At 73.2% G+C, this 14,535-nt stretch carries 13 protein-coding genes, 1 pseudogene and 1 riboswitch; of the genes and pseudogenes, 6 read left to right on the forward strand and 8 right to left on the reverse strand.

From position 1 onward, the window contains the following. Window positions 1–45: 45 nt before the first annotated feature. A riboswitch (cobalamin riboswitch) is annotated at window positions 46–121 on the reverse strand. Between the two features lie 143 nt (window positions 122–264). The 3 genes from cobG to ACIP89_RS26355 all read left to right on the forward strand — a co-directional run bounded on the left by cobG (window position 265) and on the right by ACIP89_RS26355 (window position 3,911). Beyond that, window positions 265–1,689 carry a precorrin-3B synthase gene (gene cobG, locus ACIP89_RS26345; RefSeq protein WP_402117099.1) on the forward strand — a complete coding sequence of 475 codons (1,425 nt, stop codon included), beginning with the start codon at window positions 265–267 and terminating at the stop codon, window positions 1,687–1,689. Window positions 1,690–1,776: 87 nt separating this feature from the next. Further along, window positions 1,777–2,403 (forward strand): precorrin-8X methylmutase, encoded by a 627-nt coding sequence (locus ACIP89_RS26350; RefSeq protein WP_371630797.1) that lies wholly within the window; start codon window positions 1,777–1,779, stop codon window positions 2,401–2,403. 2 nt (window positions 2,404–2,405) lie between these two features. Then, window positions 2,406–3,911 (forward strand): precorrin-2 C(20)-methyltransferase, encoded by a 1,506-nt coding sequence (locus tag ACIP89_RS26355; protein ID WP_402117101.1) that lies wholly within the window; start codon window positions 2,406–2,408, stop codon window positions 3,909–3,911. On the opposite strand, the gene ACIP89_RS26360 is transcribed toward ACIP89_RS26355, so the two are convergent. Continuing rightward, entirely contained in the window at window positions 3,896–4,669 is a 774-nt protein-coding gene (locus tag ACIP89_RS26360; protein WP_401933495.1) for a cobalt-precorrin-6A reductase, read from the reverse strand. The genes ACIP89_RS26355 and ACIP89_RS26360 overlap by 16 nt on opposite strands. Before the next feature lie 11 nt (window positions 4,670–4,680). Between ACIP89_RS26360 and ACIP89_RS26365 the strand changes: the two genes are divergently transcribed. Next, window positions 4,681–5,796: a cobalt-precorrin-5B (C(1))-methyltransferase gene (locus tag ACIP89_RS26365; RefSeq protein ID WP_402117103.1), complete on the forward strand. Its 1,116-nt coding sequence runs from the start codon at window positions 4,681–4,683 to the stop codon at window positions 5,794–5,796. Window positions 5,797–5,812: 16 nt separating this feature from the next. Here the strand turns inward: ACIP89_RS26365 and cobM are convergent, their stop codons facing one another. Next, window positions 5,813–6,562, reverse strand: a complete 750-nt coding sequence (cobM, locus tag ACIP89_RS26370) for a precorrin-4 C(11)-methyltransferase (RefSeq protein ID WP_401931370.1) — start codon at window positions 6,560–6,562, stop codon at window positions 5,813–5,815. Next, entirely contained in the window at window positions 6,559–7,860 is a 1,302-nt protein-coding gene (gene cbiE / locus ACIP89_RS26375) for a precorrin-6y C5,15-methyltransferase (decarboxylating) subunit CbiE (RefSeq protein ID WP_402117104.1), read from the reverse strand. The genes cobM and cbiE overlap by 4 nt, the downstream gene beginning before the upstream one ends. A 152-nt stretch (window positions 7,861–8,012) precedes the next feature. On the opposite strand from cbiE, the pseudogene ACIP89_RS26380 reads away from it, so the two are divergent. Continuing rightward, window positions 8,013–8,111 (forward strand): annotated as a pseudogene (locus tag ACIP89_RS26380) (DNA-binding response regulator); the annotation flags it as partial. 486 nt (window positions 8,112–8,597) lie between these two features. Here the strand turns inward: ACIP89_RS26380 and ACIP89_RS26385 are convergent. After that, on the reverse strand, window positions 8,598–8,789 hold the full coding sequence (locus ACIP89_RS26385; protein WP_402117106.1) for a hypothetical protein: 192 nt from the start codon (window positions 8,787–8,789) through the stop codon (window positions 8,598–8,600). 99 nt (window positions 8,790–8,888) lie between these two features. Here ACIP89_RS26385 and ACIP89_RS26390 point away from each other — a divergent pair, with 99 nt between their 5' ends. Beyond that, window positions 8,889–9,731, forward strand: a complete 843-nt coding sequence (locus tag ACIP89_RS26390) for an endonuclease/exonuclease/phosphatase family protein (RefSeq protein ID WP_401933484.1) — start codon at window positions 8,889–8,891, stop codon at window positions 9,729–9,731. Between the two features lie 79 nt (window positions 9,732–9,810). Here the strand turns inward: ACIP89_RS26390 and ACIP89_RS26395 are convergent, their stop codons facing one another. The 4 genes from ACIP89_RS26395 to ACIP89_RS26410 form a co-directional block, all read right to left on the reverse strand. Then, window positions 9,811–10,629: an alkyl sulfatase dimerization domain-containing protein gene (locus ACIP89_RS26395; protein WP_402117108.1), complete on the reverse strand. Its 819-nt coding sequence runs from the start codon at window positions 10,627–10,629 to the stop codon at window positions 9,811–9,813. 256 nt (window positions 10,630–10,885) lie between these two features. Further along, window positions 10,886–11,713 (reverse strand): ECF transporter S component, encoded by an 828-nt coding sequence (locus ACIP89_RS26400; protein WP_401931359.1) that lies wholly within the window; start codon window positions 11,711–11,713, stop codon window positions 10,886–10,888. Further along, window positions 11,710–13,374: an ABC transporter ATP-binding protein gene (locus ACIP89_RS26405; RefSeq protein WP_402117110.1), complete on the reverse strand. Its 1,665-nt coding sequence runs from the start codon at window positions 13,372–13,374 to the stop codon at window positions 11,710–11,712. Before ACIP89_RS26405 ends, ACIP89_RS26400 begins: the two co-directional genes overlap by 4 nt. After that, window positions 13,371–14,528 (reverse strand): energy-coupling factor transporter transmembrane component T, encoded by a 1,158-nt coding sequence (locus ACIP89_RS26410; RefSeq protein ID WP_401931433.1) that lies wholly within the window; start codon window positions 14,526–14,528, stop codon window positions 13,371–13,373. Before ACIP89_RS26410 ends, ACIP89_RS26405 begins: the two co-directional genes overlap by 4 nt. Window positions 14,529–14,535: the final 7 nt, after the last annotated feature.

Consider the following 14,535-nt stretch of genomic DNA (forward strand, 5'->3'; position numbering starts at 1 on the left):
GAATGGGACTCCCCTGCTCGGACGGGCCGAGTGGCACGGGGAAGGGAGTTCCTGACTCACCCGGCCGGTGGGGCCGGGATCACAGTGGCGGGACCGCGCCGGAATCGCACCGGGCTTCCTCCCCTGTCGCCGTCTGTGGCGACGACGGACCGGCTGGCCCGTCTGTACCGCGTCAGCCAGGGTTTTCCCGTGCTGACGCGGCACTAGGCATAGTAAGGGGCGGCCAGGAACTGGGAGGCATACGGATCTGATGAGATGGTCGGTATGCTCGCCGCCATGCCTCCGCCAGCCACTTCGCCCGTGCCCACAGGCGCCGCGTCCGTCCGTGACCGCGGTGACGCCTGCCCCGGCGCGCTGCGGCTGCACCGGGCGGACGACGGTGCGCTGGCCCGGGTCCGGATCCCCGGGGGGGTACTGAGCGCGGCCCAGGCCGACGTGCTGCGGGAGTTGGCGGAGCGGCTCGGCGATGGTGAGCTGCATCTCACTTCGCGCGGCAATGTGCAGCTGCGCGGTCTGCGGCCGGACTGCGGCGGCGAACTGGCCTCCCGCATGGGTGAGTCGGGGCTGCTGCCCTCCGAGCGCCACGAGCGCGTCCGCAACATCGTGGCCTCCCCGCTCTCCGGGCTCGACGGCCGGGGGCAGCGGGACATCCGCCCCTGGCTGTCGGCGTTGGACGAACTGGTGTGCGCGAGTGATCTGACGACCGAGCTGTCGGGGCGGTTCCTGTTCGCGCTCGACGACGGCCGCGGCGATGTCGATCCGCTCGGCGCCGATGTGACGCTGCTGGCGCTGGCCGGCGGGGACGCGGCTCTGCGGATCGGCCCGGCGGAGACCGTGCTGCGGATACCCGGTGCGCACGCGCCGCGGGCCGCGCTGACCGCCGCCGAGACCTTCCTGGACACCGCCCGCGGCTCCGGCGTCTGGCGGGTGACGGAACTGCGCGCCGACGGCGGGATCCTCCGGGACCAGGTGGCCCGGCGGTTGCGGCAGGCCGGAGTGCGCGCGGCTCACACCACCTTGCGACAGACCGGAACCGGCGCCGCTCACACCGCCCTGCGACAGGCCGGAATCCGCTCCACGCGCACCGGCGGCCCCGTACGCCCCGCGCGGTCCGCCGCTCCCGCTCCCGGCGTCGTGGACGGCCCGTACGACACGGTCGCGCTGTCCGTCGGCGCACCCCTGGGCCGCCTCGGCGCGGAACAGTGGCGGGCGCTGACCCGCGCCGCCCGGCAGCGGGAGGGCGGCGGCGAGCTGCGGCTGACCCCTTGGCGCGGCGTCGTCGTACCGGGCGTGGAGCGCGCACGGGCCGCCGTGGAGCTGGCGGCCCTGGGGGCCGCCGGACTGATCACCGGACCCCGCTCCCCCTGGACCGGGGTGGGGGCCTGCGTCGGGCGGCCCGGCTGCGCCAAGTCCCTCGCCGACGTCCGGGCCGGGGCGGCAGCGGCCCTGGGGCCCGCGGGCGCGCTGCCGGTGTACTGGTCGGGGTGCGAACGCCGCTGCGGTCACCCGCAGGGCACGTGGGTCGACGTCGTCGCCGCCCCGGACGGCTACCGGGTCTCCCTGGTGTGCGACGGTGAACGGCACGCCCCGCTGCCCGTCGCCGACGGTCCGGCCGCACTCGCGGCAGCCGTAGCCGCGGCCCGGGGCGGCCTGGACGAGCAGCGCCCCGCCCCGCGCCCCGGCACCTGACCGTTCCGCGGCCGGCCGCTCGACACCGGCCGGACACTCCTGGACCGACCGACCCTTTCCATGCCCGATGAAGAGAGCGACAGCACTGTGCACCAGTACGAGAAGGACGGACCGGCCATCTATCGCCAGTCCTTCGCCACGATCCGCGCGGAGGCCGATCTGTCGGGACTGCCCGCCGATGTGAGCCAGGTGGCGGTCCGGATGATCCACGCCTGCGGCATGGTCGACCTCGTACGCGATCTGGCCTTCACCCCGGACGTGGTGGCCCGTGCCCGCGAGGCCCTGCGGGCCGGCGCGCCCATCCTGTGCGACGTGGCCATGGTCGCCAGCGGGGTCACCCGCAAGCGGCTGCCCGCCGGCAACGAGGTCGTGTGCACCCTGTCGGACCCGGCGGTGCCCGCACTCGCGGCGGAACTCGGCACCACCCGCAGCGCGGCCGCCCTGGAGCTGTGGCGGGACCGGCTGGACGGCGCGGTCGTTGCCGTGGGCAACGCGCCCACCGCCCTGTTCCGGCTGCTCGAACTGATCGAGGAGGGCGCGCCGCGCCCCGCCGCCGTCATCGGTGTGCCGGTCGGCTTCATCGGCGCGGCCGAGTCCAAGGACGCCCTGGCCGCACACGCGTCCGGGCTCGACCACCTGATCGTGCGCGGCCGGCGGGGCGGCAGCGCCATGGCGGCCGCCGCCCTCAACGCGATCGCCAGCGAGGAAGAGTAAGCGTGAGCGAGCAGAAGAACGGCCGGCTGTACGGAGTCGGGCTGGGCCCCGGCGATCCGGCCCTGATGACCGTACGCGCCGTGCAGGTCATCGCGGAGGCCGATGTCGTCGCCTATCACAGCGCCCGGCACGGGCGGTCGATAGCCCGGTCCATCGCGGCCGGGCACATCCGCCCCGACCACATCGAAGAGGCCCTGGTCTACCCCGTCACGACGGAGACCACGGACCATCCCGGCGGCTACCGGGGCGCGCTGGACGACTTCTACGCCGAGGCGGCGGCCCGCCTCGCGGTGCACCTCGACGCGGGGCGCACGGTCGCCGTGCTCGCCGAGGGCGACCCGCTCTTCTACGGCTCGTACATGCACATGCACAAGCGGCTCGCCGACCGCTACCCCACCGAAGTGATCCCCGGTGTCACCTCGGTCAGCGCCGCCGCCGCCCGGCTCGGCACCCCGCTCGTCGAGGGCGAGGAGGTGCTGACCATCCTGCCCGGCACCCTGCCGGAGGAGGAGCTGACCGCCCGGCTGGCCGCCACGGACACCGCGGTGGTGATGAAGCTGGGCCGGACCTTCCCCACGGTGCGCCGGGCCTTCGAGGCCTCGGGGCGGCTGCCGGAGGCCCGTTACGTGGAACGCGCCACGATGGCCGGGGAGCGCACGGGTGAGCTGGCCGGGATCGACGCCGGCTCCGTGCCGTACTTCGCGGTCGCGGTGCTGCCCAGCAGGATCGACGCACCGCGTCCCGAGGGCGCTCCGGGCGGCGGTGAGGTCGCCGTGGTCGGCACAGGGCCCGCCGGACCGCTGTGGCTGACGCCGGAGACGCGCGGGGTGCTGGCCGCCGCCGACGACGTGGTCGGCTACACCACCTATCTGGAGCGGGTGCCGGTCCGGCCGGGGCAGTCCCGGCACGGCTCGGACAACAAGGTCGAGTCGGAGCGCGCCGAGTTCGCCCTGGACCTGGCCCGTCGCGGACGGCGCGTGGCCGTGGTGTCCGGCGGGGACCCCGGGGTCTTCGCCATGGCGACGGCCGTCCTGGAGGCGGCCTCCCAGGACCGCTACGCGCAGGTGCCGGTACGGGTGCTGCCGGGCGTGACGGCGGCCAACGCGGCGGCCGCACGGGCGGGGGCGCCGCTGGGCCACGACTACGCCACGATCTCGCTCTCGGACCGGCTCAAGCCGTGGGAGGTCATCGCGGAGCGGTTGCGGGCCGCGGCCTGTGCCGACCTGGTGCTCGCGCTGTACAACCCCGGCTCACGCAGCCGGACCTGGCAGGTCGGCAAGGCACGCGATCTGCTCCTGGAGCACCGCTCACCGGACACCCCGGTGGTGCTCGGCCGGGACGTCGGCGGACCGGCCGAGAGCGTGCGCACCGTACGGCTGGCCGATCTCGACCCGGCCGAGGTCGACATGCGCACGATCCTGATCGTCGGGTCCTCGCAGACGCGCTGGGTGCGGCGCGGTGACGGGCGACAGATCGTCTGGACGCCGCGCCGCTACCCGGAGGGCTGAGCCCCGGTCCGGCCGCCGCCGGGCCCGCGCAGCCAGTCGAGGGCCCGCTCCGGGGTACCGGCCACCGCGACCCCCTCGGGAACCGGTGGGCGGCGCACCACGACCACCGGGATCCCCGCCTCGCGGGCCGCGGCGAGCTTGGGGGCGGTGGCGGCGCCGCCGCTGTCCTTCGTGACGAGGACGTCGACGCGATGGCGGCGGATCAGCTCCCGCTCCCCCTCCGCGGTGAACGGTCCCCGGTCGAGCAGGACCTCCATCCGGGCGGGGTACGGCGGCTCCGGTGCGTCGACCGACCGCATCAGGAACCACAGGGCGTCCAGCCCGGCGAAGGCGGCCAGTCCCATGCGTCCCGTGGTGAGGAACACGCGCCGCCCCAGCGCGGGCAGCGTCCGCGCCGCCTCCTCCAGGGAGCCGACCGGGTGCCAGTCGTCGCCACGGCCGGGCACCCAGCCGGGGCGGCGCAGTGCCAGCAGGGGAACATGGGCGGCGGAGGCGGCTGCCGCCGCGTTGAAACTGATCGTCCCGGCGAAAGGATGGGTGGCGTCGATGAGCGCGTCCACCTGGTGCGTGCGCAGCCACGCGGCAAGGCCGTCGGCGCCGCCGAACCCGCCGACGCGCACCTCGCCCGGCGGGAGCCTGGGACTGGCCACCCGCCCCGCGAGCGAGCTGGTCACCCGGGCGTCCTCCGGCAGTGCCGCCACCAGCAGCTCGGCGAGGCGGCGGGCCTCCGTGGTGCCGCCGAGTACGAGTACGTGCATGAGGTCCATCCGTGGGTGAGGCGAAGGGCGGGCGCAGCGCCCAACTCAAACACACCGGTCTGCGGCCCGGCTGGACGACCGGTGCCTGCGCGACCGCGGCGGCCACGGCCGCGTACACCGCCCTGCTGACCGGCGATTTCCCCGACCCGGTGGCCATCACCCTCCCCCGGGGCCAGACCCCGGCGTTCGCGCTGGCGGTGGAGGAGCTGACCGGGGGGCGGGCGACAGCCGGTGTGGTCAAGGACGCCGGGGACGACCCGGACGTCACCCACGGCGCCCTCGTACGCGTCACCGTCCGGCGGCTGCCGCCGGGCTCCGGTGTGGTGTTCCGGGCGGGCCCCGGCGTGGGCACGGTCACCCTGCCCGGACTGCCGCTCGACGTGGGCGAGCCCGCGATCAACCCCGTGCCCCGCCAGATGATCCGCGACCACCTCGCACGGGTCGCGGAGGCGCACCGGGGGACGGGGGACGTCGAGGTGACCGTCTCCGTCGACCACGGCGAGGAGATCGCGCGCTCGACCTGGAACCCGCGCCTGGGCATCCTGGGCGGCCTGTCGATCCTGGGCACGACCGGTGTCGTGGTGCCGTACTCCTGCTCGGCGTGGATCGACTCGATCCGCCGGGGCGTGGACGTGGCGCGGGCGGCCGGCCACACCCATGTGGCGGGCTGCACGGGCTCGACGTCGGAGAAGACCGTGGTGGCCGAGTACGGGCTGCCGGAGATCGCCCTGCTCGACATGGGGGACTTCGCGGGTGCCGTGCTGAAGTACGTGCGCCGTCATCCGGTGGACCGGCTGACCATCTGCGGCGGGTTCGCGAAACTGTCGAAGCTCGCCGCCGGCCACCTCGACCTGCACTCGGCCCGTTCCCAGGTCGACAAGCCCTTCCTGGCCGGACTGGCCCGGCGGGGCGGCGCGGACGAGGCCCTGGCCGCGGAGGTGGCCACCGCGAACACGGGCCTCGCGGCGCTCCGGTCCTGCCAGGCGGCCGGCGTCCCCCTCGGGGACCTGGTGGCGGTGGCCGCCCGGGACGAGGCGCTGACGGTACTGCGCGGCTCGCCGGTCGCCGTCGACGTCATCTGCGTCGACCGGGCGGGGACGGTCGTCGGGCGCAGCGGCGTCCGCTGACGGCCGCGCGCAGCCGTCAGCAGGCGTGCCGGTCGCGTCCGGGCGAGTAGAGGTGGCTGTCGCGGAACTGGTCGGCGCCGAGCGTGCGGCCGACCATGATGACGGCGGTGCGGATCACGCCCGCGGCCTTCACCTGTTCCGCGATGCCGTCGAGAGGTCCGCGCAGGATGAGCTCGTCGGGGCGGGAGGCGAGGGCGACGACCGCGGTGGGGCAGTCGGCCCCGTAGTGCGGCAGCAGTTCCCCGACGACCCGGTCCACGTACCTGGCGGCGAGGTGCAGGACGATCAGGGCCCCGCTGCGGCCCAGCGTCGCGAGGTCCTCCCCCTCCGGCATCGCCGTGGCCCGGTTGGCGATCCGGGTGAGGATGACGGTCTGGCCGACCGTGGGCACGGTCAGTTCCCGCTTGAGTGCCGCGGCGGCGGCCGCGAACGCGGGGACGCCCGGGATCACCTCGTAGGGCACGCCCGCCTCGTCGAGACGCCGCATCTGCTCGTTGACCGCGCTGAACACCGAGGGATCGCCCGAGTGCAGCCGCGCCACGTCGTGACCGGCCTGGTGCGCGCCGATCAGCTCGGCCGTGATCCGGTCGATGTCGAGCTGCGCGGTGTCCACCAGCCGGGCCTCCGGGGGGCACTCTGCGAGGAGTTCGGCGGGCACCAGGCTGCCCGCGTACAGGCACACCCCGCAGGCGGCGAGGGTCCGCGCGCCGCGCACGGTGATCAGGTCGGCCGCACCCGGACCCGCGCCGATGAAATACACGGTCATCTGTTGTCTCCTGATTGTTCTGTACGGGTTTGCGCCGCGGGTCCCGCGTTCGTACCGGCGGAGGGCTTGCCCACCGACAACTGGGTCACCGGCATGGCCTGCCGCCAGCCGGTGAAGCCGCCGACCGGCACGGCGTGCGCGACGGCGAGGCGGACCAGCTCTCCCCCGTGCCGGCGGTACCACTCGGTGAGCACCGCCTCGGACTCCAGCGTGACGGTGTTGGCGACCAGCCGGCCGCCGGCCGGCAGCGCTTCCCAGCAGGCGTCGAGCAGGCCGGGCACGGTCAGCCCGCCACCGATGAACACGGCGTCGGGCACGGGCAGTCCGGCCAGGCTGCCGGGGGCCCGGCCGGTGATCACGCGCAGGGCGGGCACCCCGAGCCGTCCGGCGTTACGCGTGATGCGCTCCGCCCGTACGGGGTCGCGCTCCACGCTGATCGCGCGGCACGAGGGGTGGGCGCGCAGCCACTCGATCGCCACCGACCCGGAGCCGCCGCCGACGTCCCAGAGCAGCTCGCCCGGTGCCGGTGCGAGCGCGCCGAGGGTCGCCGCCCGGATGTGCCGCTTGGTCAGCTGTCCGTCGTGCTCGTACGCGTCGTCGGGCAGGCCGGGTACGGCACCGAGGTGCGGGGTGCCGGGGGCCCGGCGGCATTCGACGGCGATCACGTTCAGCGGGTCGCCGGGCGGGTGCGCCCAGCTGTCCGCGGTGCCGTCGGTACTCGCTTCGCGCGCGCCGCCGAGCTGTTCCAGGACGCTCAGGGTGCTCGGCCCGAAGCCGTGTTCCCGCAGCAGTGCGGCGACCTCGGCGGGGGTGCCGGCGTCCGCGCTGAGGACCAGCAGCCGGCGTCCGTCGTACAGGGCGGCCGCGAGCCGGGCGGCGGGCCTGCCGACCAGCGTGACGACCTCGGTGTCCTCCAGGGGCCAGCCGGCCCGAGCGCAGGCGTAGGACACGGACGAGGGGTGCGGCAGGACCCGCAGCCCGTCGGCGCCGAGCACTTCGGTGAGGGCCCGGCCGATCCCGTAGAACATCGGGTCGCCGCTGGCCAGCACGGCGATCCTGCTCCCCGCGTGCGCGGCGAGCAGGCCGGGAACCGCGGGGAGCAGCGGCGAGGGCCAGGCCACGCGCCGGCCCGCGCACTGCGGCGGGAGCAGCCCGAGCTGACGCTCACCGCCGATCAGGACCTGCGCGCCGACGAGTGCGGAGCGCGACGCGTCGGGCAGTCCGGACCATCCGTCGGCTCCGATCCCCACGACGCTCACCGGCGGCGGAACGGGTTGTGCGGCGGGTTCTGGAGTCACGGACGGTACCTCGGTGTTCGGGGGCTGACGCACCCGAACTCTACTGTCCGGCCTTGTCAGGACACCGGCCAGGTGGAGCGGCCCGGCCCCTGCCGGGGTCTGCGGGGCGGAGCGGACGGTCTCGTGGCCCCCGGCCGGAAGAATGGCCGGCCGTGACGATTCGCGTACTTCTCGCCGACGATCAGGACATGGTGCGCCGCGGCATGCGGCGCATCCTGGAGCACCAGCCGGACGTGGAGGTGGTGGGCGAGGAGCGTTTCGCGCTGCTCGACGGCGAGCTGACCGGCGGCCCCGACGCCGAGGGCTGGCGCGTCACCGGATGGCTGCCCGTCGAGGGCCCGCCCCGTGCCCGTACCACCCCCGGCCGTGGTAGGGCCGGTTCCTGACCCAACGACCCAACGACCCAACGACCGACAACCAGCTGTCGGCTGCCAGCTGCCGACTGGCGAGAACCAACCACCAACCACCAACCACCAACCACCAGTCGGAGAATCCCTCGCCCGATCGCAGATGTGCGGGGGCGCGGTGGACGGGAGTCTTGGGCTCTCACCCGCTGACGCCCTGGAGGCGACGATGATTCCCCGTACCTGGACTCCCCGCCCGAGGGGAGCCCTCGGCGGCTCCTCTCGCCGGCCGACAGCGCCCACCGGGAACTGGGGGGGGAGACAGACATGCTGGAACTGGTCGACATCACCAAGGTCTACCGAGGCGGCAAGCGTGCCGTGGACGGAATGACGCTATCCGAAGGTGAACGAACAGCCCTCGATGCCGGGGGCGGCCCGGAGTTCGAGTTTCGCGTCGGAGGCCTTCGGGGTGTCGATCAGGGAGTAGAGGGAGGGGGTGCCGTGGACGGCCAGGCCGAGGAGGAGGCCGGCGGTGGCGGTACCGGCAACCCGGTCCGCCAGGACGGAAGTCGTGATGCCGCCCATGGGATCCAGGCACCTCATGTGCCGCCTGCGACCCGTCACATAACCTCGTGCGAGAAGACCCCGCACGAGGGCGTGGGTCTCTGCTCCGAGGAGGCAGGGGTGACCGGAACCGGCGCGCGGTGGCTCGCGGGAGCGCTGGTCGCGGTCTGCGTGCTGCTCGTCGGTCCCAGCGCCCCGAACGCCGCCCACATCGCCGAGCCGCTGCCGGCCGGCGCCCCCGGGGAGGCCGTGCCGAACCGCGTCATGACGTGGAACATCTGCAATCCCTGCAAGGGGAGCGGTCAGAACCTCGGCCGAGCGGCGGAGATCGCCACGTACGCGCCTCAGGTCATCGGCCTGCAAGAGGCATGCGTGGGGGATGTCGAGAGGATCCGGGACCATCTGCGGTACATGTACGGGCTGGTCTACCACGTCGAGTACGGATCGGTCCTGCGGAGTTGGAGCCGCTGCGGCGGAGTGCCATGGAATCCGGGGGGCTTCGGCCAGGCGATCCTCTCGGCCGCTCCGATGACCGACCGGTTGAACGTGGAGTATCCGGAAGGCGGTTCCGAGGACCGCGGGTACCTGGCCGTCACCACCCTTGTCGACGGCCGGCCCGTCCGGGTCTTCAACACACACCTGGCCGAGCGGAGGCAGGAGTCGTTCCGCGTGAAGCAGACCGCCGTACTGGCGAAGGCGGTCGCCCGGTACGACCGCGCGATCGTGCTGGGCGACTTCAACGCGGTGCCGGATGCCGCCGAACTCACCGGGATGTGGGGCCTGGCCACGGACGCGGACCGCGCGTGCGGTCCCACGGCGGCCGGTACCTGCGAGCCGACCACCGATTGGCGCAGCAAGTTCGACTACGTCTTCCTGCGCGGCTTCACCCCGCTCAGGCAGGAGGTGCATCTCACCCCGTACTCGGACCACGATCTGGTGCGGGCCGATCTGAGGCGGGGGTAACGAGGTCCGGCACCGTCAGCTGGGCCTCGGAGACCGCGTGAGCCTCCGGACGCACCGAACGCACCGGACGCCGAGGCGATCAGGGCGTCACGATGCCGAAGTCGGGGTCGAACGTGTCGATGAGCTCGGCCAGCGCAGGCAGGACGGTGGCGTCGCCGTCGAGTCGGAGCTTTCCGGCCCCGGCCAGCGGGGCCGCGCTCGCCGGGTTCAGCAGAACGTCCACCAGGGCCGCCTTGGGGCCCGTGACGGTGAGGTGCGTGTCGGAGGAGGCGCCGCGGCGGGCGTTGGGGACGCCGCGTGCGACCCGCATCGTCCACGTCTCGTCGATGTCCGTGAAGGAGAAGCCGATGCGCAGGTCGGCCTGTGCGGCTCTGTCGCCGACCAGGTGGACGGCGGCGTGGTCGAAGAGGATGTCGGTGGGCATGGCGAGGGCCGTATCGGGGCTGGCCGTGGCGAACGTGGCGGGCTGGACGCCCTCCCGCACTTCCTTGGCCGCGGTGCGGAAGACGCCGCGCCACTGCGGCCCCTCGGCCTGGTGGTCCATCTGCTCGTAGGCGTCGGCCTGGAGGTCGCGGGCCGCCTGGTTGTCCGGTTGCGCGAAGACGAGGATGTGCAGGATCTGGGCCGCCCAGCGGTGGTCGCCCGCGTCGACGGCTCGGCGTCCCTCGGCCATCACCGGGGCCTCGCCCATCAGTTCGAAGAAACGGCGGGCCGACTCGCTCGGCGGGTGGGGTGGAGGGAGACGGGGCCCCCGTCCCCCCATGCCGAGTTCCTTCGTGAACAGCGCACGGACGTCGTGGTGCAGCGTGCCGTGGTAGCCGCGGTTGAACCACTTGCGGTCCAGTTCCTCGGGCAGCTCGATGTCTTCGGCAAGCGGTGGCCTCCCTCCTGGCGTCACAGCGCGACACCTACAAGTACATCCACGACCAGTCGCTGTGCCTCGCGAACAAGGGATACACGCCCTTGGAGGCAGCCCCCCGCGGATGTCGCGGGCTTCGTACGCTACCGACGGCGTATCCCCGAGGCACCGCAATTCACCGGCCTTGCCTGGTACGTGCACTCATTCGTCCGACCCTCATCGGCGCTGTCCTCCGGAATGCCGCGGTTGCGCCCCCATGGTGCCGACGACGGTGGCTGGTACGGCGACCGGAGGTTCACGGACGGGGGCCTGAATCCGCCGGACCCATGGGCTCGAAGCGCACCGGGGCCTGGAAACGGGCGCGTCGGGCGGCTCTTCGGAACGTGGTGAGTACCGCCGGGCCGGCCAGCGTGATGCAGATGAAGTTGGTGACGGCCCTTCCTGTGTCCCAGCCGAGGGACGTGGCGAGGTCGAAGGCGAGGTAGCGGTGCCACTGCTCGGTGAACGGCAGCCCGGGAAGGTAGGCGATGGAGCTGTTGGGGTCGAGGGAGAAGGGCCAGAAGGAGAGATTGAGCAGGAAGCCGAAGAGGTAGCCGGAGAGCGATCCGTAGGTGGCGAGCATCAGGACCTCGCGTCGGCCGGTGGCGCGGGGCAGGAATCCGGCGAGCATTCCTACGAAGGCGCAGCCGAACATCTGGTAGGGCATCCATGGACCGACTCCGCCCGTGATGAGGGCGGAGGTGAAGAGTGAGGTGCAGCCGAGGGTGAACCCGAAGCCGGGCCCGTAGACGCGTCCGGCCAGGACGAGGACGAAGAAGACCGTTTCGATGCCGGCCGTTCCGGCGCCCAGGGGGCGCAGCGCGGCGTTGACGGCGGACAGTACTCCGAGCATGGCCAGGGCTTTTGAGCTGATGCCGCCCTCGGCGATCTCGGAGAGCACCACGCAGAGCACGAGGACGAGCAGGACCCCGAAGATGAGGGGCGGGGCGTAGTTCGAGCCGAACTTTCCCGGCGCGACGACGAAGGGCCAGAAGAACGCCACCATGCCGAGGAACGCGGCCAGGGCGATGACCAGCGAGACGCGGGTGTTGAGCCGGATGGCCGTTGCGGCGCTCGTGCTCATGCCCGGTCCCCGCCGTCGCGGGGTGTGGGAGCCGCCGATTCGAGTGCCGAGGTCACTTGGTCCACGGTGAGGAAGGGCAGCGGTGCCAGGATCTTCGCTGTCTGCGGTGCGAACACCGGGGAGGCGACGATGACTTCGGAGGTGGGGCCGTCCGCGACGACATCGCCCTCGGCCATGACCACGACGCGGTCGGCGGTCCGGGCCACGAACTCGACGTCGTGTGTGGAGATGACGACTGAGCGGCCTTCGCCGGCGAGTGCGGCAACGATCCGTGTCAGTTCCGCCTTGGCCCGGTAGTCGAGCCCCCGGGTCGGTTCGTCGAGCAGCACGATCCGGGGTGCGGCGGACAGTTGGATCGCCAGGACGAGTGCCAGCTTCTGTCCTTCGGACAGGTCCCGGGGGTGCGTGCTGTCGGGGATGCCGGGGGCCAGGCGGTCGAGGATGCTTCGCGCCCCGGAGGACTCCGCCTCCTTGGCGGACTCGCTGTCGGCCTGGTCGAGTTCCTGCTTGACGCTTTCGAGGTAGAGGAGGTCCGCGGGTGTCTGCGGGACGAGACCGACCAGGCGGCGCGCGTGGACCGCGGACAGCGAGTGCGGATCGTGCGTTGCGCCGTCTTCCGGGACGCGGACGGTGCCGGCCTTTCGCGGACCGGAGCCTTGCAACGCCCACAGCAGGGAGGACTTCCCTGAGCCGTTGCGCCCCATCAGTGCCGTGATCTCGCCGCCGCGCAGGTCGAGGTCGACCTCGCGAACGGCCGGGACACCGTGGTAGCTGACGGTGACGCCCCGGGCGGTCAGCAGTGCGGGCCGGTCGGTGGCCGGGGTCGGGCGGACCGGGGCGGGCGTCGTACCGGCCAGTGTGGACCGGAGGGGGGCGGCGGCGCGGCGGGCGTCGCGGACGGACAGCGGCAGGGGGTTCCACTTCGCGGCGCGGGCCAGTTCCACGATCGGTGGGGCGATGGAGGACGTACGGAGGATGTCGGCGGGAGCGCCGTGAACGGCCTGGCCGTTGCCGGGCAGGTGGACCACGCGGTCGGCGTACTGAACGACGCGTTCGAGGCGGTGCTCGGCCATGAGAACGGTGACGCCCAGGTCGTGGACGAGCCGGGTGACGGCCGCGAGTACCTCTTCGGCCGCGGTCGGGTCCAGGGCCGAGGTGGGTTCGTCGAGGACGAGGACGCGGGGGTGCGCGGTGAGGACCGAGCCGATGGCCACCCGCTGCTGCTGGCCACCGGACAGTTCGTGCAGGGCCCGATGGCGAAGGTCGGCGAGGCCCAACAGGTCGAGGGTCTCCTCGACGCGTTTGCGCATGACCGTCGGCGCGATCGCCAGCTGCTCCATGGCGTAGGCGAGTTCCTCCTCGACGGTGTCGGTGACGAATCCGTCGAGCGGATCCTGTCCCACCACCCCGACCACATCGGCGAGTTCCCGGGGCGGGTGGGTTGCGGTGTCCCGGCCGTCGACCGTGACGCGCCCGTAGAGAGTGCCGCCGGTGAAGTGCGGCACCAGTCCGTTGACCGCGCCCAGGAGGGTGGACTTGCCGGCGCCGGTGTGGCCGACGACGAGACAGAGTTCGCCCTCCTCGATGGTGAGGTCGACCTCGCGCAGCGCGGGCTCCGCTGCGCCGTCGTAGTGGACGGTGACCTGCTGGAACGTGATCACGTGGCTTCGGCTTTCTCGGCGCGCTGTCGGGGAACGATGGGGTCCGGCGGGGTCGGCGGCGGCGCGAGGAACCCGGCACTCCCGGCGAGCAGGATCGCGAAGGCCGGCACCAGCGGCAGCGCCGGCCAGCTGAGCGGATAGATGGAGGGGTTGAGCTCGGCCGCGTTGTAGCCCACGTTGCTGAAGAGCAGCACCGCGGCGAGCACCCCCGCACCGGCGACCGCCCATTCGGGCAGCAGCCACGGATCGGGCCGGTAAGTGGTCCGCGAGACCCTGCGCCCGCCCAGACGCAGACCGGCCACACAGAGCACGGCTCCGACCGCCATGGCCGGGAGACCGAGGAAGGTGGGCGTGGTCGCGTCGAGGAGCCCGTACGCGCCGGCGCACAGACCACACATCCCCAGGAGCATGAGGGCGCCGGTAATCCGCCGCGAGCCGCGTGTGGCGGTGCCCGCACGTCCGTAGCCCCGGGAGTCCATACCGGCGGCCAGCCGCAGGGAACGTTCGAGGGCGTCCTCCAGGACGGGCACGACGATCCCCCGCAGAGCCTTGAGCCCCTTGTTGCGGCCCGCCCGAAGCCTGCGTGCGCGGGCCACCCGCTGGACGCTCTGCACGAGTTGCGGTGCGACGCTGATGGCCACGGTCACGGCGATGCCGAGTTCGTGCAGGGCACCGGGCAGCACGCGCAGGGCCCGTTTGGGGTTGGCGAGGGTGTTGGCGGCGCCGATGCAGCACAGCATGCAGGCCAGACGCAGCCCGTCGGTGGCCGCCGAGAGCAGTGCCTCCAACGAGACGGGACCGCCGAGCTGGATCCCGGCGTACCAGTCAGGGGTGGGGATGTGCGGGAGGGAGAAGAGGAAGTGGTCATGCGGGGTGATCCCGGTGGCGAACACCGCCCGGAACAGCACCCGGATCGCGACGACGGTGAGCGCGAGGTAGAGGTAGTACTTGAAGCCCCGGGCCCAGGGGGCCTCGGTGCGGCGCGCGGTGACGACGTAGCCGAGCACCGCGAGCACGAGGAACAGCAGCAGCGGGTTGTTGGTACGGCTGACGGCGGTCGCCAGTGCCAGCGCCCAGATCCACCAGGCGACCGGGTGCAGCACGCGGGGCAGCCGACGGCCGCCGATGTCCGGCGTGCGACCGGACATCGGCATGGCCGCC

The sequence above is a fragment of the Streptomyces sp. NPDC088730 genome (genome assembly GCF_044751215.1).
Lineage (GTDB): Bacteria > Actinomycetota > Actinomycetes > Streptomycetales > Streptomycetaceae > Streptomyces.